The sequence below is a fragment of the Pseudarthrobacter sp. NamB4 genome, from assembly GCF_005796185.1.
Lineage (GTDB): Bacteria > Actinomycetota > Actinomycetes > Actinomycetales > Micrococcaceae > Arthrobacter.
In genome coordinates, this window is record NZ_VAHM01000016.1 from 58,451 (window position 1) to 81,537 (window position 23,087).

19 protein-coding genes and 2 pseudogenes are annotated in these 23,087 nt (G+C 57.5%); 16 read left to right on the top strand and 5 right to left on the bottom strand.

The genetic code is table 11. The annotated features are described in order from the left end of the window. Positions 1 to 17: 17 nt before the first annotated feature. Positions 18 to 524, bottom strand: a complete 507-nt coding sequence (locus FDW81_RS14645) for a DUF2004 domain-containing protein (RefSeq protein ID WP_138134954.1) — start codon at positions 522 to 524, stop codon at positions 18 to 20. Positions 525 to 844: 320 nt separating this feature from the next. On the opposite strand from FDW81_RS14645, the gene FDW81_RS14650 reads away from it, so the two are divergent. The 9 genes and pseudogenes from FDW81_RS14650 to FDW81_RS18760 all read left to right on the top strand — a co-directional run. Further along, entirely contained in the window at positions 845 to 1,813 is a 969-nt protein-coding gene (locus FDW81_RS14650; RefSeq protein ID WP_138134955.1) for a PIG-L deacetylase family protein, read from the top strand. Positions 1,814 to 1,940: 127 nt separating this feature from the next. Beyond that, positions 1,941 to 2,801, top strand: coding sequence for a glycosyltransferase family 2 protein (locus FDW81_RS14655; RefSeq protein WP_240720308.1), 861 nt, complete (start codon positions 1,941 to 1,943; stop codon positions 2,799 to 2,801). 2 nt (positions 2,802 to 2,803) lie between these two features. After that, on the top strand, positions 2,804 to 3,814 hold the full coding sequence (locus FDW81_RS14660) for a glycosyltransferase family 2 protein (RefSeq protein WP_240720311.1): 1,011 nt from the start codon (positions 2,804 to 2,806) through the stop codon (positions 3,812 to 3,814). Continuing rightward, entirely contained in the window at positions 3,811 to 5,112 is a 1,302-nt protein-coding gene (locus FDW81_RS14665; protein ID WP_138134956.1) for a glycosyltransferase family 2 protein, read from the top strand. The genes FDW81_RS14660 and FDW81_RS14665 overlap by 4 nt, the downstream gene beginning before the upstream one ends. A 198-nt stretch (positions 5,113 to 5,310) precedes the next feature. Next, positions 5,311 to 6,693, top strand: a complete 1,383-nt coding sequence (locus FDW81_RS14670; protein ID WP_171027226.1) for an oligosaccharide flippase family protein — start codon at positions 5,311 to 5,313, stop codon at positions 6,691 to 6,693. Beyond that, on the top strand, positions 6,690 to 8,891 hold the full coding sequence (locus FDW81_RS14675; RefSeq protein WP_138134958.1) for a hypothetical protein: 2,202 nt from the start codon (positions 6,690 to 6,692) through the stop codon (positions 8,889 to 8,891). Before FDW81_RS14670 ends, FDW81_RS14675 begins: the two co-directional genes overlap by 4 nt. 68 nt (positions 8,892 to 8,959) lie before the next feature. After that, positions 8,960 to 9,769, top strand: coding sequence for a glycoside hydrolase family 16 protein (locus FDW81_RS14680; protein WP_171027227.1), 810 nt, complete (start codon positions 8,960 to 8,962; stop codon positions 9,767 to 9,769). Between the two features lie 453 nt (positions 9,770 to 10,222). Beyond that, entirely contained in the window at positions 10,223 to 11,155 is a 933-nt protein-coding gene (locus tag FDW81_RS14685) for a capsular polysaccharide synthesis protein (RefSeq protein ID WP_171027228.1), read from the top strand. A gap of 92 nt (positions 11,156 to 11,247) precedes the next feature. Further along, positions 11,248 to 11,389, top strand: a pseudogene (locus tag FDW81_RS18760) (IS481 family transposase); the annotation flags it as partial. 56 nt (positions 11,390 to 11,445) lie between these two features. Here the strand turns inward: FDW81_RS18760 and FDW81_RS18625 are convergent. Continuing rightward, positions 11,446 to 11,904 (bottom strand): transposase family protein, encoded by a 459-nt coding sequence (locus tag FDW81_RS18625; RefSeq protein ID WP_255467118.1) that lies wholly within the window; start codon positions 11,902 to 11,904, stop codon positions 11,446 to 11,448. Between the two features lie 152 nt (positions 11,905 to 12,056). Here FDW81_RS18625 and FDW81_RS14695 point away from each other — a divergent pair, with 152 nt between their 5' ends. From FDW81_RS14695 to FDW81_RS14705, 3 genes and pseudogenes are all read left to right on the top strand, one after another. After that, positions 12,057 to 12,293: a transposase gene (locus FDW81_RS14695; RefSeq protein ID WP_171027229.1), complete on the top strand. Its 237-nt coding sequence runs from the start codon at positions 12,057 to 12,059 to the stop codon at positions 12,291 to 12,293. Positions 12,294 to 12,605: 312 nt separating this feature from the next. Continuing rightward, positions 12,606 to 13,535, top strand: coding sequence for a LysR family transcriptional regulator (locus FDW81_RS14700; RefSeq protein WP_138134962.1), 930 nt, complete (start codon positions 12,606 to 12,608; stop codon positions 13,533 to 13,535). A 128-nt stretch (positions 13,536 to 13,663) separates the two neighbouring features. After that, a pseudogene (locus FDW81_RS14705) lies at positions 13,664 to 14,351 on the top strand (IS3 family transposase); the annotation flags it as partial. Positions 14,352 to 14,769: 418 nt separating this feature from the next. Here the strand turns inward: FDW81_RS14705 and FDW81_RS14710 are convergent. After that, on the bottom strand, positions 14,770 to 15,900 hold the full coding sequence (locus FDW81_RS14710; RefSeq protein WP_171027230.1) for a GNAT family N-acetyltransferase: 1,131 nt from the start codon (positions 15,898 to 15,900) through the stop codon (positions 14,770 to 14,772). Positions 15,901 to 17,081: 1,181 nt separating this feature from the next. Here FDW81_RS14710 and nrdH point away from each other — a divergent pair. The 4 genes from nrdH to nrdF all read left to right on the top strand — a co-directional run bounded on the left by nrdH (position 17,082) and on the right by nrdF (position 21,077). Continuing rightward, complete coding sequence (gene nrdH, locus FDW81_RS14715) at positions 17,082 to 17,327, top strand: glutaredoxin-like protein NrdH (protein WP_013601222.1); 246 nt, start codon at positions 17,082 to 17,084, stop codon at positions 17,325 to 17,327. 89 nt (positions 17,328 to 17,416) lie between these two features. Further along, positions 17,417 to 17,869, top strand: a complete 453-nt coding sequence (gene nrdI / locus FDW81_RS14720) for a class Ib ribonucleoside-diphosphate reductase assembly flavoprotein NrdI (protein WP_138134990.1) — start codon at positions 17,417 to 17,419, stop codon at positions 17,867 to 17,869. Positions 17,870 to 17,889: 20 nt separating this feature from the next. Further along, positions 17,890 to 20,010: a class 1b ribonucleoside-diphosphate reductase subunit alpha gene (gene nrdE, locus FDW81_RS14725; RefSeq protein WP_138134989.1), complete on the top strand. Its 2,121-nt coding sequence runs from the start codon at positions 17,890 to 17,892 to the stop codon at positions 20,008 to 20,010. A 92-nt stretch (positions 20,011 to 20,102) separates the two neighbouring features. Beyond that, complete coding sequence (gene nrdF / locus FDW81_RS14730; RefSeq protein ID WP_138134964.1) at positions 20,103 to 21,077, top strand: class 1b ribonucleoside-diphosphate reductase subunit beta; 975 nt, start codon at positions 20,103 to 20,105, stop codon at positions 21,075 to 21,077. 466 nt (positions 21,078 to 21,543) lie between these two features. On the opposite strand, the gene FDW81_RS14735 is transcribed toward nrdF, so the two are convergent. After that, entirely contained in the window at positions 21,544 to 21,942 is a 399-nt protein-coding gene (locus FDW81_RS14735; RefSeq protein WP_138134965.1) for a heme-binding protein, read from the bottom strand. Further along, positions 21,939 to 23,003 (bottom strand): aldo/keto reductase, encoded by a 1,065-nt coding sequence (locus FDW81_RS14740; protein ID WP_205754624.1) that lies wholly within the window; start codon positions 23,001 to 23,003, stop codon positions 21,939 to 21,941. Before FDW81_RS14740 ends, FDW81_RS14735 begins: the two co-directional genes overlap by 4 nt. Positions 23,004 to 23,087 lie beyond the last annotated feature (84 nt).

Genomic DNA, 23,087 nt, shown 5'->3' on the forward strand with positions numbered 1-23,087 from the left:
GCCGTTAAGCAATCAGCTCAGGATTCCCAAAGAATCTCGTCGTCCACCACGCCGTCCTCGTCCGCGGAGGCCACAAGAACCTCATCGGTAAAGTGCTGGCCGAGGGTGAAGTCCATCACGAAGTAGCGCTCGGGCTGGCCCGGGTAAATCCCTACGTGTCCCAGTTTCAGGGCCTTAAGGAACACGTCCTTGGTGAGCTGGCTGCGGTCCTCCACACCGAAGACCTTGTGCAGGTGCTCATCCTTAAGGGCGTTGCAGTGGAAGTGCAGGTATTCCTGCGGGGTTGTGCCTTCCTGGTCGAGCTCCTCGGCAATCATGTCGCGGACCTCGTCCACCAGTTCCGGCAGGAACCGCAGGCGGTAGTCCACCTTGCGCAGCGCGGCTTCATCGAAATGGTCGTGGGCGGTGACGTTCAGGTCGAGTTCCAGCGGGTGGCCGCGCAGCTCATGCTTGACGGCGATGAAGTGATCCCTGCCGTGATTGAGGTCGATCTCTCCAAAGTACTGGCTCGCTACCTTGCTCATAACTTCAAACATAGACCTGTACTGCAGTGCATTCCAGCCGCCAGAGCCTTTTCTGGGCCATCGTGCCTGGCTATACGCCGCTGATGAACCGCTCGATAAGGTGATGGCCAATGTTTTTCACGCGAACAGTGCAGGCTCCTGTCGTCTTAGCCCGCTGGCTCCTGATTGTTTTCAAGTAGTGACGGAGAGTGATACGAGTACTAAATACTCGGGACGCCCACTTAGGACCTGCATAAAGTAGGTGATCTCGTGGGTGGTGCGGACGCTATTGTCCTAAGTCGCCGGCGAGGCTAAATGGAGATGATAAAAGAGGTGTCTCTGTGATTTCCGTCTACCCGTTGCTTATTGTGCTTCTTGCTGGTCTTCTATCGGCTTCCTTGGCTGGAAAAGCGATTCTTCACCGTAGGTTTCGCCACCCCGAAGGACTAAGAAGGCTAGCGGTCACCATCACCGCTCTGCTGCTAATTGCAAATGTTGTTGCTTTCAGCATGGATCTGCAGGGACATTGGCAATCTGCGCATCTCACCGCAACCGTTGCGGCGTTGACGGCACTTGTTATCCCGATGGTGCTCTGGCGAGTTCCTATCACTCATGCAAGCAATGCACGCCGAGTTTTGGCAATCGGTGCCCATCCGGACGACATTGAACTTGCCTGTGGCGGGACGCTGGCTAAATTTGTGGATTCTGGCCATGAAGTTGAGGTTGTAGTTATGAGTGATGGCATGCGAGGTGGTGACGGAAAGGCTAGATCTGAAGAAGCACTTCGGGGAGCGTCCTATATCGGGCTGATTGGGCTTCGTCATTACAGATTTGCGGATGCTAATCTCGCCGCTCACGGGCAAGAGATGATCCAGGTCATAGAAGGGGCTCTAGCACGTTTTGATCCGGATATCATTTTGACGCATTCTCAGCACGACAGCCACCAGGATCACCAAGCAGTTCACGCCGCAACCCTGCGGGCTGCTCGCAGGCATCATTCCATCCTCTGTTTCGAAAGCCCCTCGGCTACCCGCGAGTTCGATCCGAGCGTGTTCGTCGACATCGAAGATTACATGGAGGCAAAAGTTCAGGCAGTCAGAATGCATGCCGACCAGAAGGAAAAACCCTACATGGCCCCCGAGCGGTTACGAGCAGTCGCGCTCTTCCGGGGAGCACAAGCGAGACGGAGGGTGGCCGAAGCGTATGAGCCCGTGAGGATGCTTAGTTCAGAATTAGGTAGCTTCGAATCGCAACATTCCAGCTACCTCGAGAGGCCCAATGAAACATACACCTCCAGCAGTGCAAGCTGAAATAGGCAAAAGCTGAATAAATAGAAATGCGCATATTCCTTGTGTTCTAGAAACCCATAAGCAGTGTTTATAGAAGTCCAATGTGTCAAGAAGTCGGCGCGAAAAGGTTCTACCAAAGGATTAAGTGGTGACTTTTGTGTCCATTCCCAATCACGCATCAAGTTTCCCCTCAAAGGTGGATCATCCCAGGATCCCAGCCTCGGTCAGCGTGGTCATACCCACGCTGAATGAAGCGAAGAACCTGCCATGGGTTTTGCGCCGTATGCCTTCTTATGTGGACGAGGTTGTTATTGTCGACGGGCGATCGCAAGACCGGACTGTCGAGGTCGCCAAGGCTCTCCGCGTTGACATCGTAGTTGTGGTGGAGCCGCGCAAAGGGAAAGGTATCGCTGTCCGTTCCGGGTTTGCGGCTGCATCCGGCGACTTGATTGTCATGTTGGACGCCGACGGCAGTATGGACCCGCAGGAAATTGGCTGGTTTCTGTCTCCGCTTCAACATGATTTTGACTTCGTTAAGGGGTCACGATATGTCACCGGAGGCGGGTCCGAAGACCTGACTCGATTGCGAAACGTCGGAAATAAGGCACTTACGAATCTGGCCAACGCGGTGCTTCGCAGCAATTACTCCGACCTTTGTTACGGGTACATTGCATTGCGCAGGGAATGCCTCGACATATTGGAACTGGAATCTGACGGTTTTGAAATCGAGACTGAGCTGATCGTCCGCGCTGCCCGTGCCGGCCTTCGGATTGCAGAGGTCCCGAGCGTTGAGCTTGCCCGTATCTCGGGGGCATCAAACCTACAGACTTTCCGGGACGGCTGGCGGGTACTCCGCACGCTGGCACGTGAATGTAGTGTTTGGGATGCTCCCACGGCAGGGGCCCGACCGGAGGCATTACGGAGAGTAAAGTACACCTACCCAAACGTCCGGTGTACACGCACGCCTGCAAATCCACAGTCGATCTTAGCACTCGTGAAAGAGGTCTAGCCGTGTCCCGCTCCTCGAGTTATCCAACCATTTCGGTCGTTATTTGCTCATATACCCAGGAACGGTGGGACCTCTTAATAAACGTTATTGACTCTGTCCAGGATCAGACCCGCTGCCCACAACAACTGATTGTTGTCGTGGACCACAACGTGAGCCTCTACAAGCGGCTTGTGGCGACGCTGCGGGACGTCACACTCGTAGAAAGCGCAGGGCCGAAGGGCCTCTCTGGCGCGAGAAACACGGGAGTCAGCATCGCTACTTCCGATGTCGTCGCATTTCTGGACGATGATGCCCTGGCAGCTCCAGACTGGCTGGAACGTTTGGCAGACATGTACGACGACCCAGATGTTTTGGCTGTTGGCGGAAGAGTTGAACCGGTCTGGGAGAGGGGGCGCCCCGGCTACTTTGGCGAAGAACTGGACTGGATTGTGGGGTGCAGCCACCGCGGGTTGCCTCGGATCGCGTCTCAGGTCCGTAACGTTATAGGAGCTAACATGTCGTTTCGACTGGAGGTTCTTCGTCGGGTCGGCGGCTTCAGCCCTGTTCTGGGACGACAAGATGCACAACCGCTTGGGTGCGAGGAAACGGAGCTATGTATTCGGGCCACCAGCGGCGAACTTGGCTCACGCATAGTCTATGAACCTGCTGCTCTGGTTTTCCATCACGTGCCAGCCCACCGCGGGACCTTGCGGTACATGTTGGCACGATCCTGGTCGGAAGGCCTCTCCAAAGCACAAGTTAGTCATCTTGTTGGCCAGAAACGGGCTCTTAGAGCGGAACGGCGCTATGTTCGGAGCGTATTGCCGCGCGTTGTTCTCTCCGGATTGTACGGCTGGGCACGTGGGGCTGAACCCCAAGGGATACGCCGGGCCGGAGCAGTCATGGCAGTCCTTGCGGTCACGTCGGCAGGCTATGTACGCGGGCGCTTCCTGGCCCACCAAGCTCATACTCATGGAGGGCTACATGCTGACTTACTGGTGAAACCAGTAGGGGAGACGGAGGAAGGAAAATGAATACATCCCGAGGCGGGAAACAAGATGCGGTTGAAGTTGGTGTCCTCGAGGTGTCACCTGCCATGTCCGGCCTTACTCCCCCCGAATGGCCGGGCGCGATGTGGACAGGATCCATAGACGTGGCAAGCATCTTTGAGTACTCCTGGTTCAAGCTGCAGGGTTCGAAGGGATATCGGCGCGCGAAGCTTCTCGTGCGTGAGGGGTCGTCCGTTCGAGGCTTTGTTGAGGTGGACTCCCCGGAAGGGATGATCGAATGCACCGCACTGAGGACCAAAGTGGCTCTGCTACCCAAAGCGCCAACGGTACCGGCCGGAACAAAAAGCACGCCGCCGATCACAGTCGTGGTATGTACGAGGGATCGTGCCGCGCACCTGCGGGGCTCGCTTAGCGCGATACTAAGGCTTGATTATCCCAACTTTAATGTCGTCGTGGTGGATAACGCATCGCGGACTTCAGCCACCCAAGACCTGGTGCGAGAGGAGTTTAGTGATCCACGCCTCAAGCTTGTCCTAGAACCTGTTCCGGGACTTGCCCAGGCACGCAACACAGGACTCCTGGAAGCAAGGGGGGATATAGTCGCGTTCACCGACGACGATACTGCCGTGGACAGGGACTGGTTACGCGAAATTGCGGCAGGCTTCGAACGGGATCCAGGTACAGCCTGCGTGTCGGGGCTTGTGCCAAGCGGTGAGCTGCGTTCGCGTTACCAAGCGTACTTCGACGGCCGCGTAAGTTGGTCAGAAAACGTCGAACCCAAAATATTTTCACTCGCCGAACCCCCTGCTGATTTGCCAATGTTCCCATTTACAAGCGGTGCTTTTAGCACGGGGGCCAATTTTGCGCTCAAGCGGAAAACTGCACTTAGTATAGGCGGTTTTGACACCGCATTCGGCGCAGGAACCCGTACGGGAGGTGCAGAGGATATAGACATGTTTACCCGAGTGATTCTGGAGGGCCATTCGATTGTAATCCAACCTTCTGCCATCGTTTGGCATCGCCACCGCGATGAATTTCCCGAGCTGCGAAGCCAGGCATGCGCCTACGGCAAGGCTCTTGGCGCATGGATTACAAAAGTCCTCACGAACCCCCAAACTGCTCGTATGGCTCTCGCGCGTAGCCCACACGCTGTACGTCGTTTACTTTCGTTGGGTCGGCCGCATCGGCAGTTCGGACAGGAACCCGCGGACCAGTGGGATCGTGAAATGGCACGCCTTGGACGCCTGGAGCTCATCTCAGTCCTGCGCGGGCCCATCAACTACTTCATCCAGCGTCTATCTGGTAAGGGCGTGATCAGATAAATGCGGCTGCGAAATTGTAACCACGCTGAGAAACTGGCGCCCCGTGTATTCCCCGATCGTAAAGACATGTTCCGACAAGGTTTGAGGACGGGCTAGACATGAGGCGAGCTGAACGGATGCAGTGGCATGAGTGCCATTAATGATGAAGCAAAGCTAGGGCCTTCGCGGCCAGCGCACTCCGGACTGTTTGGCCGGGGCATGCTCTATGTAATTGGGTGGTCCTCTCAACTCGTCGTGGCCGCACTCGTCTCCCCGGTCCTCGCGCATATGTTACCCCCCGCCGAATTTGGGGCCTTGGCGCTGGGGATAACTCTCCACCAGATTGTTCTGGTATTCGCCTTACTGGGACTTGACCAAGCAATTGTGCTTCAACGCGCAAGTGACGGAAATGCCCATGCTGCCCGCGGTCTCATCGCAGTCAGCATCATGGTTGCAGGCTTGGTAACACTCTTATTTTGTGTCACCTCCCCGGTTTGGCGGTCTGCCGTTGGATTTGCCGAGCATGCAGAACTCGTTTATATGGTGATTCTTTGGACCGCTCCCGCGGTGTCCGTTCAGGTTATGTTGGCACTGCTCTTGACCGAGGATCGCCTTCTTCAATTTGCTCTTGTGGTCGGACTCTCAACCGCAGGCGGACAGATCTTGGGACTCATATTGCTTGTCGCCGTACACAAGGACGCCACGACCTACTTCATGGGGGCAGCCGTGTGTCAGTTCGCCGCTATGTTGCTGGCTGTCGTGTTCACGCGTCCGCGAATAGGTGGGCTCGTCAGTTGGTCTGTGACTAAGCACGCCGTGAGGCTAGGCCTACCGCTAACTGCAGCAAGTATCGCCCTCTTCCAACTCAGCAGTGGAGACCGCTTTATCATCCAGGTGCTCCTGGGCACGGAGGAAGTAGGCCGGTATCAAGCTGCCAATATCATGGGATCGATTGTGATCCTCCTATTGTCGTTTGTTAGTGGCGCATGGACCCCACGCTTCGCTGCTGTTCGCGACGAGACCGAGCGGTGGGCCCTCGCTACGGATTCGCGAGACGAGCTTTACCGCATCCTCTTGCCAGTCACCGTCGGGATGACCTTGGCCACGCCCCTCACCCTCCAAGTGATCCTGCCGGAGAGCTTCCGACCAGATTCCCTTGCGATCGTGGTGTTCCTCATCTCGCTGTCGGCATTCCCCGTAGCCGCTGGCGACGCAACCGGTCGATTGCTGATTATCCAAAGGAGGGGCAAGACAATCGGCATCCTGACAAGCGTCTCGGCCGTTGCAAGCGTGATTCTGAATATCATACTTGTACCGATGTGGGGGATTGTGGGGGCGGCTGTAGCGACGCTTGCAACATATGCACTTCTCGCGGGGATGCAACAGCGGGCACTTCCCGCGTCCCCAGTCTGGCAGAAGGTGCCCGGGCGGTTAGCGTCCGCAGTTCTGGTGGTCATATCAGCCTCGGCCGCTTCTATCCTTCTGCCACAAACTCTCGAGTGGAACTTGCTTCGCTTCGCGGCGGCTTTGATGTGTCTGCCCTGGCTCATGGTCGCACTGAGGCGCGCGCGGGGGGCGGTTCAGGAGGCCCGAACAGGATGAATGCACTTGTTGAAGACAAGACGCTCACGGCCCGGCTGGTCGTCACATCGCGACCACTGGATTGCCTTCTCGTATTCTGCGGGCTTGTTACCGCTGTCCTCATCGCCATTGGTGATAGCACCTCAGCCGTCGCCGCCTTCAAACTTGTCGTTTGGCTGACAGTTCCTGGCTGGGCCGTGGTTCGCCGACTCCCTGTTATCGATCCCGCCGCACGCGTGGCTTGGACCGGGGTAATTGGAGCCAGCGTCGCTGCACTAGCTGGTCTCGCCATGGCATGGACAGGTCAATGGCACCCGCAACCGGTGGCAGTAGCGATACTAGTCCTAGCAACCGCGTACATCTGTTTCTCTCCGGGTGGCGCCTCGCCAAATCGCGATCACGCCCGTTGGTGGCCGGGTGCTCGCTCGCGAAGCTTTTCCGATTTTGTTCCTTGGCTAATTCTTGGGCTCGCCGCGTTCATGTGGGTTTTCGCTCTGACGATTACCGATACGGGCCCGCTGGACGATCTCGGCTTACTCTCCAAGTTCCCGGCGGTTTGGTACGTAGCCGTGTCCCTGGTTTTTGCCACGTGCGTCTGGGGAGTGGTGGCACGACAAGTCGCTTCAACCTTGATGATGAGTGCGGCAATCACGCTGCTTGTCACTATCCTCTATGGGTCAGCGGGTCTGCTCACCAACGTTCCTCGACTGCCGTGGACGTACAAGCATATAGCTGTAACGGACTATATCGGTGCTGCCGGTCGCGTAGATCCATCACTCGATATCTACAATCGGTGGCCGGGGTTTTTTTCGGCAAGCGCATTTCTCGGTGAGGTGATGGGGCACCCTGATGCCCTCGCTTATGCTGCATGGGCTGAACCCGGATTCGCGCTCGTCAATGTCCTGCTGGTGCTGGCAGTCGTCCGTGCCATCTCCAGGAAACCGCGGATTTACTGGACAACGGTGCTCGTATTCGTTCTCGCGAACTGGGTAGGCCAAAACTACTATTCGCCCCAAGCGTTTGCCTACTCGCTTCACCTGACTATCTGCCTCACGGCGCTCACATTCCTTGGCGCTACACCTATCCAGCCGGTCAGGGCAATAGAGTGTTGGTGGATGCGGCGGCGCGAGCAGGCGGTAGAGATAGAAAAAACCCGGTTCGTCGCCGGCCGCCTGGCCGGGCAGGTCACCGCAACCGTAGCCATTCTTGTTCTCCAGGGAATAGTAGCTGCAAGTCACCAACTGACCCCGTACATCGCGGTCCTAGGACTACTTCCACTGTTTGGACTCGGCTTCTTCAGGCCCAGGTGGATCGGTTTCGCGCTGCTAGCAATCCCGCTTATCTACCTTATTCCGAACTGGGACTACGTGACTACTACGTTCGGTTTGTTTGATGGATTTAGCTTTTTTGCTAATGCCACATATAGGACTGAGGATCAAGTTCCCCTAACTGATGTGGGTAGGTTGCAGGAGGCAGGAATAATGGTTCTCTCAGCGCTAGTCGGGATATTAGCCTGCTTGGGCTACATTCGCCGCTTTCTCAACGGTGAGGTGAGGACGACATTGATAGTTTCTTGGCTCGCCATCTCTCCTCTCTTTGTATTGCTAGGGCAGTCATATGGTGGTGAGGGACTGATTCGAATTTATCTGTTTGCCTTGCCTTGGTTGGCCATAGGAGTTGCTTGGTTTTTCTGGTCTGGTCCTATTCCTATGCGAAGGGCCCCGCTTATGGCCACTGCCTCGCTGGCAGCAATGGCTTTCCTGTTCACCGGGACATATTTCCAACCCGAGTTGGAGCGCCGAGTTTCGGAGGATGAGGTTATTGCGGCTAAATGGCTTGACGCGAAAGTACGGCCGGACGACCTAATAATCGAGGTGAACTCTGGGTTTCCCCGGTTCCCGCTGAAAATTGGTCCGAATTATCCTATATACGAGACCGCCTCTCTGGCAGATCTACTCAAATCTCCACGGAACATTTTAAGTGTTTCCGCAATTGAAAAACATCTAGCAAACGACATCCCTAGCACGGCAAAGGCGTACGTTGTTTTTTCTGAAAGCCAAGAGCGATGGGCAATTGAAAAAGACCGACTTGACCCTGCTGTATTTCCGCGGGCCGAGCGAGAATTGTCCCAGGACCGAGTAGAAAAAGTGGTTGACGAAGGAACGGTTCGGGTTTATCTACTGCTACGAGAAGTAGAATCGCAGCCGGCGGCCCCATGAGAGTATCCCACATTAGCAGGGGTGCGTTGCTTTCATTTCCACTTGTCAAGACGCTGGAGTGTACGGTCATGAACTACAGATCAAAGCTAATCCCAACGGTTGCCCTGTGCGCAACTGCAACATTTCTGCTGACTTTCGCTGCGGCGATCCCGGCAGGTATGCCGGTTGGCGACCTTCCGGGGTGGAAACAGACATTCGTCCAGAACTTTGATTCCCCGGCCAGCTTAGGCCAAGTAGAGGACGTTTATGGAAAAGAAATGCGTTTTTACTCCGGCCATACTGATACCTCGGGCAACGGGACTTACGATCCTCGCTCGGTTTTGTCAGTATCGGATGGAAAACTGAACTATCTTCTCCACACTGCAAAGGGCAAACCAAGAGTAGCGACTGTTGTGCCTTTCGGTTACCAGGGGCAGACATACGGACGATACTCGATCAGATTCAGAACGGATCACCTGCCCGGCTATAAAATCGCATTCATGCTTTGGCCGGTTAGTGACGACTGGAACGAGGGGGAGATTGACTGGCCCGAAGGCGAATTGAGCAAAATGATGATGTATGCCAACTCGAAAGTCAAAGGATCATTGGATGAAGGCGGGATGTCGGCCGACCCGCCGGAGTTTGCACACGCGCCGACCGACTCCGCGGATTGGCATGTAGCGACTACGGAATGGACCCCAGGAAAAGTGAAGTGGTTTTGGGACGGCATTCTTATAGGGGAGACAACTTTGCCTTGGGGCGTTCCGGACACAGACTTCCGCTGGACGCTGCAAGCTGAAACCGAGGTCGGCGAGGGCGCTCGCATTCCCAATTCTCGTACAGCTGGGCTTATCCAAGTAGATTGGGCGGTACAGTACGCTTACGCGCCTGCAGATTAGCGGGGCGTTGAAGCGTTGGATTCCGACATGTAGGGCACAGTTTTCCATACATCACCTAAAACCGTTCATTCCTGACCGTAATGCTGAATGTGCCTATAAGTTTGCGGTGATCGAACCATAGGATTTTGCGATGATCGGTAGGTCGCATAGGAGTTTTGACGCCATAACCAAGCCGAGGGGTAGGTTGCCGCTGTTTGTCTTGGTCGAGAAAGACAAGCGCAATCCGGCCGGCGTTTGTTAGCGGCACCGCAAGAGTGAGGTCAATGGGAGTGGTCCGGCCTCTGCCCCCGGCTTCTATCAAACCTCCCGGCCTACCCCAATGGCCAAGCATAAAGTGACAGGAGCTTTGTAGTCCCCCTTCGGTTCTCTTATCAATGGACAGCAGCAACTTGTTTTCGCTGTCGCCGGTACTGTCGGAACTCCTCGGAACACTTAGAGTAAGGAAATTCTATCGTGGTACCACGAAAAATATTCGTCCTTTGGCTGCAGGGCGAAGCTGCGGCGCCGCCCCTAGTAAAAATGTGTCTTCTTCGCTGGCGCAGGCTCAACCCCGGCTATGAACTAAAAGTTCTAGATCTGTCCGACGCTAAGCGGATTTTGAGTGGGTTTCCGATGGACGTGAGTAAAATGCGACCGCAGGCCTTGTCGGACGTTCTCCGCATAAGGCTTCTAAGGGATCAGGGAGGTGTGTGGGCGGATGCGACGACCTTCCCGATACTTCCCCTGGATTATTGGCTTCCAGATGCCACAAGTACCGGATTCTTCGCATTTCAAGGGCACCGGCGGCCTCTTGATGTTGATAGCTGGCTCATCGCCGCTGAAATGAACCACATCATCCCTCGTCTCTGGTGGCAGGAGATAGAGAGATACTGGTCCCGCCCACGGAAGCTCATTACATTCTCCTCTTTTGAAGCCAACTACAACTTCGACCCTCTTAGTTTTTTCCGTTCCGACCGGCAACTGAGTACAGAAACGTATCCTTACTATTGGGTTATGTACATCTTTTCGCATCTTTTGCTTTCGGATTCTGATTTTCGTTCGGCCTGGGCGCGGGTTCCTAAAAGGTCTAGTACCGAATGCCACGCTATACAGCTAGCGTCCAGCGATGAACCGGAGGTGTCCGATCGAGAACTGGTACAGGCCAGCTTAAGGACGCCTGTTCAGAAGCTGTCGCATAGATCTTCGGAAACGTGGCGATGGCTCCGGCTTGACGCAGCTTTCCACGAACACGATTTAGAATTTCCAATTAATGCTACCCAATACGAGCCGTACCAGAATGATTGTGGCGAAATGACGCTGTATGATAGAGCGAAGTGGTCGGTGCGGCAGCAAGTTGGCGTATTGGGCAGCAGAATTCCATGGTACCTGCGTCCCCCTTGGCAATGATGATAGTAATTCAAACTTCATTCAATCGCGCTAACGCTCAAAAACGAGGCCCGCGGCTCTTCTAAGGTGGGCCGCGGGCGACGCCTACTTGGGCCACGGGCCGAGTCATCCGCCGCTACGAGCACAAGAAGCGCAGAACTTGGTCCACGTGGACATGGAAACCGGAACGAGACAGAAGCCGATGCCAACCGGCGGCCGGGTTACGCCTACCTTCACAACGCGGTCGATGAACATTTCCGGTTTTCCTGGCTCTTCACGGTTCGTGGTGAATGTTCTGCCGTGATGGGTGTTCATGCCGCTGTTCTGGCGGCACTGCGCAACAGGATACGTGTTTTGTAGTTGCGGGCGTTGGTGAATCCCCGGCCTGTCCTTTTGACCCTACCGGACCCGATCACGGCAGCTACCAGGGCGTCACGGAGCCGGCTGGTGGACCGTGCCCGGCGAGGGACTTGGACAGTCTCTTCGGTGAGTGTCTGCCACGGGCACAGGTACTCATCACAGAAGAATCGCCTCTTCGTCCAGAGAACTTCGAGCGGACCGACTACAGGTATATCGCGCAGCCGTTGCTGCCGCCGCGAATGCACCCGGCTGCTGATCACGCCGCAGGAGGGGCAGCCGGCCTCTGCTGTTGAACCGACATGGATCCGCCGCTGCCCGAAAGCAAGGACCTCAGTGCCAGTGACACGGTAGTCAGGCAGGTTGAAAATGGCGGTGGCGGCATCGGGACGCGGCGAAGTAGGCTCGATCAAGGCTCGTAGCTCCTGACTTAGATGAATGCGTAGAGAACATCCATCACAGCAGGGCTACGAGCCCTTCAGCTTTCAAGACACGAGACGTGATTCACCATCAACCGTGAAGAGCCGCTTTGCTGCGCGCGGCGCCCTTGAAAGACGCCGCCGCAGTGAAGAACGAACTTGAGGAACTGGTCAAGGCAGCTGCACGGCCGGAGACGAACAGGCTCTACCGCACCGTCTACACGTGGTGGAAAGAGATCGAGGTGCTGATCGAAACCGGCGCCACCACCGGCAAGGTCGAGGCCGTGATCAAGAACATCCAGCGAAATGCCCGCGGTTACCGCAACGCCGCCAACTACAAATCAGTCATTCTCTTGAGAAGTGCGGTCCGGACGGCGGCATGACGCTCAGTCCAAGGATCGTTTTCCCATAAACCGTGAAGAGCCGTCAATGCTGTCCGCGGTGGTCCTTGACCGGCATGAAGGCGCCAGCCGCGACGGCTAGGTGCCAATTACTACCGCAAGGGCAGCGATCTGCGAGCCGTCGTACTGGCAAGGCGAGTAGGTAAAAGGAAGTGCTTGTAAAATTTTTGCATTGACTGACTCGCGGAGCCCATGGTTGGCCGGATTTGCCTCACTTGCCGCCGACTTGGAGCTCGACATGCCAAGATATTGCGGGATTACGGTCCCGCTACTATAAACGTCGAAGGGCACTACGTGATCAACCCTATTCACCTGCGCACGCTCCTAGAGGTCACGAGGCTGGGTTCATTCGCGGCCGCCGCGACCCGTCTCGGATACACTGCATCGGCAGTCTCCCAGCAAATGTCAGTTTTGGAACGGGACACCGGGGTGCCCCTTTTTCGGCGCTCAGCTCGCAGCATCCAGCCTACTGAGGCTGCCATGGTCATGACCCGCTACGCAGCCAAGGTGCTCACGGACATTGATGCTCTTATGGCCGCCGCCTCCCGCACCCAAAACTTGCCCAATCAAGAGCTTCGGTTAGGCATCTTCCCCAGCCTGGCGACCTACGTGTTGCCACTAATTCTGCAGAAACCCGCGTGGAAAAAGCTTGGGTTAGATTTGCAGCTGTCTGTAGCGGAGCCTGACCAGACCATCAGGGGTCTACGTACTGGAGACGGACTCGACCTCGCGCTTGTTTATCAGGTGGGACAGTCTGGGCTCGCTTGGCCCCACAGCTTTAGCCGGCAGTGGATTGGCGACGATGAATTTCGAGTCGTGCTCCCAGCCCAGTGGGGCATCGGTACGAACTCCAAAGTGGCCGCGGACCATCTTTCCGACATGCCATGGATCGTCCACCATCCAGGCACCAGTGACGCCGCCGTGATCGATCGCCTTTTCGCCAGCTGTAACCTGCATCCACGTGTGGTGGCCTACAGCGATGATTTCCATTCCAGCCTAGCAATGGTGTCGGCCGGACAAGGTGCGGCGCTAGTGCCCGAGCTTGCGCTTCTTCACCGCCCGGCCGGAGTGGTTGTGCTTGACGTTCCGGACATCCGGCTAGCGCGCAACATTTTTGGTCTGTTTATCAATGGGAAGCAGACTGCCCAGGTTCAGCTCTTTGTTGAGATGCTCGCCGAGACCATGGGCCAGTTAACGGAAACTGCGAGAACGGCAACGAACTAGGGCGTGTCTCTCAATTCACGTGGTTGCTGATTGAAATGCTTTTAGGGGTGTCCGAGCATCTAGGGGCTGCCCCCGGTTTTGTTGACTCCTCGACCTAACGAGCTTGTGCTCGTGGAAGGATGTTGACCATGCCCAGGCCTTATGGGGCGGAGTTCCGCCAGGATGATACGAAGTAGCCAGCAAGGGCGAGCCACCGTGGACGCAGGTCGCGAAGGCGTTGGGGCTCTCGGTCACGACGCTGAAACGATGGATTGCCATTGCCGAACGTAAAGAATCCGGGGCCGGTCCAGCGGCTGGGGAGTCGGCCGTGATACGGGAGTTGAAGAAACGGAACCGCCTGTTGGAACAGGAGAATGGGACCCGCGCCGGGCGGCCGCCAATCTTGCCAGGGACATCACCCAAAATGATCTACCCGCTGGTCACGGATCTTGCCGCCGACGGTGTTCCCGTCGGGGTGACCTGCAGGGTGTTGGGATTCAGCAAGCAAGGCTACTACCGGTGGAAGACGAATCCGGTGTCGGAAAGGGACTGGGTCGATGCCCACCTGGTCAACGCCGCCCTGGACATCCACGCGGACGATCCGGCGTTCGGGTACCGGTTCATCGCCGACGAGCTCCCGGAGATGGGCATCCTGGCGAGCGAGAACAGGGTCCAGCGCGTGTGCAGGGACCACGGCATCTGGTCGGTTTTCTCGAAGAAGCGTGCCTGAACCGCAGACCTAAACCGCCGATCCACGACGACTTGGTCGAGCGGAACTTCGCCGCCGCGGCACCGAACCAGCTGTGGCTGACAGACATCACCGAGCACCACCGGGAACGTCCGATCGCGTGGGGCGGTTCGATGCCGTGTTTCATGTGCATCGACGAAGAGGCGACCCAATCAAGGTCTCCCGAGGTCTCCGGTGGCTCTGGACGTTGGCGGACATAATGTCGTGTCGTTGACGCTGTCGGCAGCAAAGGACGGGGGAGAGCATCCGCCCTTTGCTGTTGGTGGCCATGCGCAGCTTGGACATCAGGTCACCGTGGGCGCCCGCCAGCGTTCCGCAACAAGGCCTGCAAACGGGGTAACGTCGTCGAACATGGCTCTAATCGACTCAACAACTGGGGGCCTCACACGAGATCGAACATAACGGCACGCAAATACCCAAACTCGCTGCATGGCTCCTCTGGCTAAAAGCCCAGCTACAGCGACACGCCTCAGGGGAAGGAGGGTTGCGACGTGTCGCCTCTAAGTCCTAAGGTCTTTGCGCTTTTTGCCTAAACCGGTCGCTGCTTTTAGCTTTCGCTGCTGCCTGACGAATCTGCCCTACACCTTTCAACGCGGAACGAGCTGCGGTTCTCAATCGTGGATTGCCTAGCACTAGCTGCAGCACAGCACGTTTCGGTCCTTGCTGGACCTGACGCAATAGAGCAGCAGGGGAACGACGCTGGATCCAGCCTTCGGCCACCTGATCGTCGAAGTTCTTAAACCACTGCTTGTAGGCCTCGCTGCCCTTGCCCAGGTCTAAGCGACTAAGCCCATCTTTGGCGGCTGCCTCAGCAAGGTTAATGAGGCATATACTGCCCGGTGAATATGACGCGAGACTTGTATCATAAGCGGGAAACCAATGCGCCAGCCGATCGGGAGCCCTGAGAGAGAGACAGAGTGCAGCTGTGCGGTCACCTGCCTGCAGTCGAGCTAAACGTAACTGGAAGTCGCCTGTGCGGGTGGCGAACAATTCTTCAACGAAGCCGCGAAAACGCGGGTTAGCGAAGCGGTCACTTCGTCCAGTCCGTACGTATTGAGCCGATTTCCAAGCCATCAATTGCGCGAAGTCAGCGGGCTCTGGCGAATCATACACGAAGTTAATTGAACCGATTTCGTGATGGAGTTTCCGTTGTTTCCGAGTCGCTTGTTTGATGTTGGACGACGTCTGCCTTTTGTCCTTCAGCCACTCCTCAAAATTGCCAGTTAGGTCGATTACAGGTGCGGGCAGCAGGTCGACCCGCCCGGCCTGCGAGAACTGAAACGACTGGTGTCCCACGATGTGATCGAATTCCAACACCGCAACCCCGCAGGCTTGAAGTAGCTCAATTGGATCGAATTGGAATCCGGCGCTACAAATCACCGCTTGGGTATCGGAGAAGTTGTACGCCAAAGTCGTTCCCACCCCCAGAGGGCGCTTCTCATATGGGAAGAACCCAACGATGTTCGCTTCGTCCTCAAGGACAGCCACCCGGGCTGCCTCAAAGTGATTAGCAAAGGCGATAGCGAACTCGGGAGCCAGGAACGGGCTGGCAAGCCGAGGGTCGGCCTTCTGCCAATTGCGCCAGAGGCTCAATTCACCGAAACCGAGTTCATGTGGTTTGCAGATAGTGACCTTCACACAATCAACATACAGAGAACTGCACAGCATGGCCATACTGTTCGCGGGAATAATGGCCAAAAGCGATAGTCGGTGTGGCTGCGTCCTTACGGAATGAAATTGGACTACATAATCCAGAACCTCCCGCTGCTTGCCGGTACCAAAACATTGGCTACTCCCTGTAGCAATATTGTTTACATCCCAAGCCTCACGCAAGCTATTTCGAGGCTTGCGTTGAAGCCCCGCCCGTGCGCAGCCCCGGATGGTCCGGCGCTGTTCCGCCACGGAGACTTTCCAGCTCAATGCCTAGGTTTCTCCATGCAAAGTTCTCAAAATCCTTCGTAGGACGGTTGCCAGGCTGGGGAAGGTGCCGCCTTAGTTCCTGGTTGGCCGTGTGCTGGGTTTTGGAGGCTGCGGCCATCAGTGCCTCCATGTCCGCGAGCACCTTTTGCGCGCGTGGCGGTTACCACGACGGCGGCCTCCGTGGCACCACGCTGCGCGCGGGCGCTGGAAGAGGAAAACGCCGTATCCCGGCTCAGCGCAGCCATCTTTTGGGGGACAGCCGAAGCGGTGTAGCCCAGGGTTGATGCGGTGGATGCGAACAAACCGAGCCGCGTGACCTCCAAATGGGTCTTACAGTCTGCCGGATGTACCACCTGCCAGCCGCGAGGACGACGTCACCCTTGGAAGCGGACCCGCGGCTGGGCGGGCATGCCCAGACAGCGGACGGGGCTGTGCTACCGATGCTACTCCCGGCCAGGGTTCCAGTCCGGCTCCCTTTAGGTGCAGCAGATTGTGCTGTACCGCCGAGGGTTCCAGCTCTAGCAGCAGCCGGAGGTGCCGGCGGCCGACCTGGGGTCAGTGGGATTAGTCACCACAGGCTGTTCCAAATTTCACTCAGGAGCCCCTGTGTGGTGCCTGGAATCGTCTGCAGCAGTGCCGCGACACGCCGTCTTTTCCCCGACACGCTGGGCCTTAAATGTGGCTAAGTACTCCACAGGATGTGGATTCCGTCTGCAAAATCAGCGGGATTCCGGACATTTTGAGGGGGCCTGCCTGTGGATTAAAGGTGCATTAAATGACATACTTGTAATACATCATCTTGGGGTTCCAAAGAGGCGTCTGCACTAGATGTAGTATCTAGGTACAGCTTGGGCGGGAACACCGGACCAGCAAGTTTTCCAGAAAAGGGGACAGGAACCATGACCGTAACGGTTTACACGAAGCCTGCTTGTGTTCAGTGCAACGCCACCTACCGGGCGCTCGATAAGAAGGGCATCACCTACCAGAGCGTTGACATCTCCCAGGACGCCGAGGCCCTTGAGCGGCTGAAGGCACTGGGCTACATGCAGGCTCCCGTTGTGGTCACCGACCAGGACCACTGGTCAGGCTTCCGTCCGGACAAGATCGAGGAACTGGCGCTCTCCGCCGTTTCCTCCGTGGCTTAAGGATTATTCCTTCCCCTGCCAACCATCAACCAGCTGAGGTGACTCCCACGGCAGCATCAGCAGTCCAGGATTCCCGCGCGGCTCAGCGCGTGGTGATTCCTGAGCAGGCGGCAGCGGCGTCCACCACCAGTCAGCTCATCTACTTCTCCTCGGCATCCGAGAACACCAGTCGCTTCGTCGCGAAGCTTGGCCGTGAGGCTGCGCGGATCCCGCTCTATGCAAAGGACGCGCCACTCGTTGCCACCCTGCCGTTCGTGCTGGTGGTGCCCACCTACGGCGGCACCGGGGGAGAGGGGTCCGTCCCCAAGCAGGTCATCCGGTTCCTGAACAACCCGCAGAACAGGCAGCTGCTCCGCGGCGTCATCGGTGCCGGCAACACAAACTTCGGGGACAACTACTGCCTGGCAGCGGACATCATAGCCGCCAAATGCCAGGTGCCCCACCTTTATAGATTCGAACTTATGGGAACGCCGGAAGACGTCACCCGGGTCAACCAAGGATTGGATACGTTTTGGACACGACTGTCGCAGACACAGAAGTAACCAGGGCCCAGAAGCCCGAGATGCCCGCCGCCTACAAGGGGCTTGGCTACCACGAGCTGAACGCCATGCTGAACCTGTACGGTCCCAACGGCGAGATCCAGTTCGAGGCGGACCGCGAGGCCGCGCACCAGTACTTCCTGCAGCACGTGAACAACAACACCGTGTTCTTCCATGACCTGGAAGAGAAGCTGGAGTACCTGGTCAAGAACGACTACTACGAGCGCGAGACCCTCGACCAGTACACGATGAACTTCATCCGTGAGCTGTTCAACCGTGCCTACAAGAAGAAGTTCCGGTTCGAAACCTTCCTGGGCGCGTTCAAGTTCTACACGTCCTACACACTGAAGACGTTCGACGGCAAGCGTTTCCTGGAGCGCTACGAGGACCGCGTTTGCATGGTGGCGCTGCACCTGGCCCGAGGCAACGAGCAGCTGGCCACCCAGATGGTGGACGAGATCATCGAGGGCCGCTTCCAGCCGGCAACCCCCACGTTCCTCAACGCGGGCAAGAAGCAGCGCGGCGAGCTGGTCTCCTGCTTCCTGCTCCGCATCGAAGACAACATGGAATCGATCGGCCGCTCCATCAACTCCGCCCTGCAGCTGTCCAAGCGCGGCGGCGGCGTGGCGTTCGCGCTGACCAATATCCGTGAAGTGGGCGCGCCCATCAAGCAGATCGAGAACCAGTCCTCCGGCGTCATTCCTGTGATGAAGCTCCTTGAAGACAGCTTCTCCTACGCCAACCAGCTCGGTGCCCGCCAGGGTGCCGGCGCAGTGTACCTGCACGCCCACCACCCGGACATCTACCGCTTCCTGGACACCAAGCGCGAAAACGCCGACGAGAAGATCCGCATCAAGACCCTCTCCCTGGGCGTCGTCATCCCGGACATCACGTTCGAGCTGGCCAAGAAGGACGAGGACATGTACCTGTTCTCGCCGTACGACGTCGAGCGCGTCTATGGCATGCCGTTCTCCGACGTCTCGGTCACCGAGAAGTACTACGAGATGGTGGACGATTCCCGGATCAAGAAGACCAAGATCAAGGCCCGCGAGTTCTTCCAGACCCTCGCCGAGATCCAGTTCGAATCCGGCTACCCGTACATCATGTTCGAGGACACCGTGAACCGGGCCAACCCGATCGACGGCAAGATCATCATGTCCAACCTGTGCTCGGAGATCCTCCAGGTTTCCCAGCCCACCACGTACAACGATGACCTCTCCTACGCGGACACCGGCAAGGACATCTCCTGCAACCTGGGCTCGCTGAACATCGCCAAGACCATGGACTCGCCGGACTTCGGCCTGACCATCGAGACCGCCATCCGGTCGCTCTCGGCAGTGTCCGACATGTCCAACATCACCTCGGTGCCGTCCATTGCCAAGGGCAATGACCAGAGCCATGCCATTGGCCTGGGCCAGATGAACCTGCACGGCTACCTGGCACGGGAGCGGGTCCACTACGGTTCGGAAGAGGGCCTGGACTTCACCAACATCTACTTCTATGCGGTGGTGTACCACGCCGTCCGGGCCTCCAACCTGCTGGCGATTGAGACCGGCCGGACCTTCGGCGGCTTCGAGAAGTCGAAGTACGCCTCCGGGGAGTACTTCGACAAGTACACGGAGCAGGAGTGGGTGCCGCAGACCGAGAAGGTCCGCGAACTCTTCAAGAACGTGCACATCCCCACGCAGGCTGACTGGCTGGCGCTGAAGGCTTCGGTCATGGAGCACGGCATCTACAACCAGAACCTGCAGGCTGTCCCGCCCACCGGTTCGATCTCCTACATCAACAACTCCACCTCCTCCATCCACCCGGTGGCGTCCAAGATCGAGATCCGCAAGGAAGGCAAGATCGGCCGCGTCTACTACCCGGCGCCGTACCTGACCAACGACAACCTGGAGTACTACCAGGATGCGTACGAGATCGGCTACGAGAAGGTCATCGACACCTACGCCGCTGCCACCCAGCACGTGGACCAGGGCCTGTCCCTGACGCTGTTCTTCAAGGACACCGCCACCACGCGCGACATCAACAAGGCCCAGATCTACGCCTGGAAGAAGGGCATCAAGACCATCTACTACATCCGTCTCCGCCAGCTCGCGCTGGAAGGGACTGAGGTTGAGGGCTGCGTCTCCTGCATGCTTTAGTTTTCAACTAATCGTGCCAGTACGACGGCGGGTGCCCGCCCGCCGTCGTACCCTTTAACTTAGAGAAACCCACCCAACTTTTAGGGGATGACATGACCGAGAAGGTCAAGCTGCTGAGCCACGTCGAAGCCATCAACTGGAACCGCATCCAGGACGACAAGGACGTGGAGGTATGGAACCGGCTCGTCAACAACTTCTGGCTTCCGGAGAAAGTGCCGCTGTCCAACGACGTCCAGTCGTGGAACACGCTGACGCCGGCCGAGCAGCAGCTCACCATGCGCGTGTTCACCGGCCTGACCCTGCTGGACACCATCCAGGGCACCGTCGGTGCAGTCTCCCTGATCCCGGATGCGCTGACTCCGCACGAGGAAGCCGTGTATACGAACATCGCCTTCATGGAGTCCGTGCACGCCAAGAGCTATTCCTCCATCTTCTCCACGCTGGCCTCCACGAAGGAGATCGACGAGGCGTTCCGCTGGTCCACCGAGAACTCGAACCTTCAGAAGAAGGCGCAGATCGTCATGGACTACTACCAGGGCGACGACCCCCTGAAGCGGAAGGTTGCCTCCACGCTGCTGGAAAGCTTCCTGTTCTACTCGGGCTTCTACCTGCCGATGTACTGGTCCTCACGGGCCAAGCTGACGAACACCGCTGACCTGATCCGCCTGATCATCCGCGACGAGGCCGTGCACGGCTACTACATCGGCTACAAGTTCCAGCGCGGCCTGGAGACCCTGTCCGAGGAGCGCCGCCAGGAGATCAAGGACTACACGTTCGAGCTGCTGTTCGAGCTGTACGAGAACGAGGTCCAGTACACCCACGACCTCTACGACGGCGTGGGCCTGGCCGAGGACGTCAAGAAGTTCCTTCACTACAACGCCAACAAGGCCCTCATGAACCTGGGCTACGAGGCGATGTTCCCGTCCTCCGTCACCGACGTGAACCCGGCCATCCTCTCGGCACTGTCCCCGAATGCTGACGAGAACCATGACTTCTTCTCAGGGTCCGGCTCGTCCTACGTGATCGGCAAGGCTGTTAACACCGAAGATGAGGACTGGGACTTCTAGTCCTCCACGCGGCCACACGCAAGTCCGCAGCGCCGTCAACCGACGTCGCGCGGGCGGCTGCACAAAATGCCCACAGGAAGAGGCGTCGCTGCGGGACAACGAAAGAACACCCGACGGCGCCAAGGCTGGGACAAGCGCATCCCTTCTTAACGGGCGGACGCCAGCCGGTTCCCCGTGGGTCATCGAACTGGACCGCCTCGACATGAAACGGCTACCTGACAGAGGAGTGCGTGGTAACCTACCACACTGGGATTCACATGGGGGAAGCCCGCTGATTCTTCTCCCTGTAGGTCATCAAGCCCATAGCCTGTGTCGCTGCCAAGCGTAGGCATGCCGTGGTCTCTGATGTCTCCAGCATTGAGCTGTACTTAAACCTTATTTCGCTCTGCAACGGACGGCCGAACCGAGGCCTGCCGGCCGACTTCACGGGAGACAAATCAGCGCGGAGGATGGCCTCTCCTATCGGCTAGGGCTGGAGGGTGGCCTGTAGTGCTTTCCTGAGGATGTCGATGTCCTGTTGAGTGGTGCCGCCGGAAATCCCTACTCCAACTTTCTCACCTTCTGTGAGACGGATTGGTGCGCCACCGCCGAAGGCAATGAGTTTGCTTCCTGAATTGACGGCGAGTCCATATAGTGGCTGGCCGGGCTGTACCTGATCGGTGAGTTCCTCGGTTGCGACGTCGAAGGATGCTGCTGTGTAGGCTTTGCGGAATGCCATATCCAGGGAGTGCAGGGGTGCCCGGTCCATTCTGTGCAGGAGGACCGGGTTTCCGTGCATGTCTACGATGCTGACGACAATACTTAGGCCCGCCTCTTTGGCTGCTTTTTCGGCGGCTGCGGCGATCTGCTGTGCTTCTTCGATCATGTGGATTTCCTTGCCGGTGTGGACGATTTATAAGTGAGGGCAGGCGTGGGGACATTCGGATCCAGCAGACCTTCGGCGGTTAGCTGGTTCCATAGCTCTGAGGGGATGTCCTGCTCGAGCCAGGAATAGTTTTGGTTCTGTTGTTCGAGGCTGCCTGCTCCCATGCAGATGTTGGTGATGGCCGGGTGGGCTGCGGCGAACTGGGCGGCCACGGCTCCCAAGGGTACGTTGTAGCTGCGGCATACATCTTCGATAGGCCGTACCTTGGCCATGATGTCAGCGCTGGCGGGAGCGTAGTTGAAGCGGGCGTTTGGCTGGGTTCCTGTGGCGAGGATGCCGGATCCGAAGATCCTGCCGTTGATGACTGCGATGCCGCGTTCCCTGCATAGGGGGAGGAGATGATTATCGGCCTGCTGATCCAAGAGGTTATATGTTCCGGCGATGAGTACGCAGTCGATGTCGGCGGCGTTGGCTGCTGCAATGCAGATGTCTGTCTCGTTGACCCCGATTCCAATGGCGGAGACGACCTTCTGATCGCGCAGTGCTTGGAGTGCCTTGAATGCACCGTTCACTGCGTCATGGAACCGTTGCAGGTACTGGTTCCCGTGGGTCCATCGGTCGGTGTCGTGGACGAGCAATGCGTCGAAGCGGTCGGTGCCCATTCTCTGTAGGCTGTCTTCGACCTGTCTCATGACACCGTCGTAAGAGTAGTCGTATTCCATCCGCATCGGCGGTGTTTCCAGCCAGGGTCCCGTGTCGAAGGTCCCTTTGGGTGCGGGGTGGAGGGTGCGGCCTACCTTGGTAATGAGGGCGTAATCATTTCGGTCCCGATCCATTAGCTCGTCAGCGAGCCGGTATTCGGCGAGCCCGTGGCCGTACATGGGTGCTGTATCGAATAGGCGCACTCCGTAGTCCCAAGCATGCCGGATCAGGGAGCGGGCCGTATCCGTGGTCATTACCTTGCCCATGTTCCCGAGGGCCACGGAGCCGAAACCTGCCAGTGAGGTGGACCAGCCGGCACGGCCGAACTTGCGTCGTTCTGTGACGTGGAAGGGTCCCAATGCCTTTCCTTTCGTGGAGCTGGGAGTCAGTGGTACACGGATGGACAAGTGGAGTCGGGAGGCGGCGACCCGTGTGATGGAGTC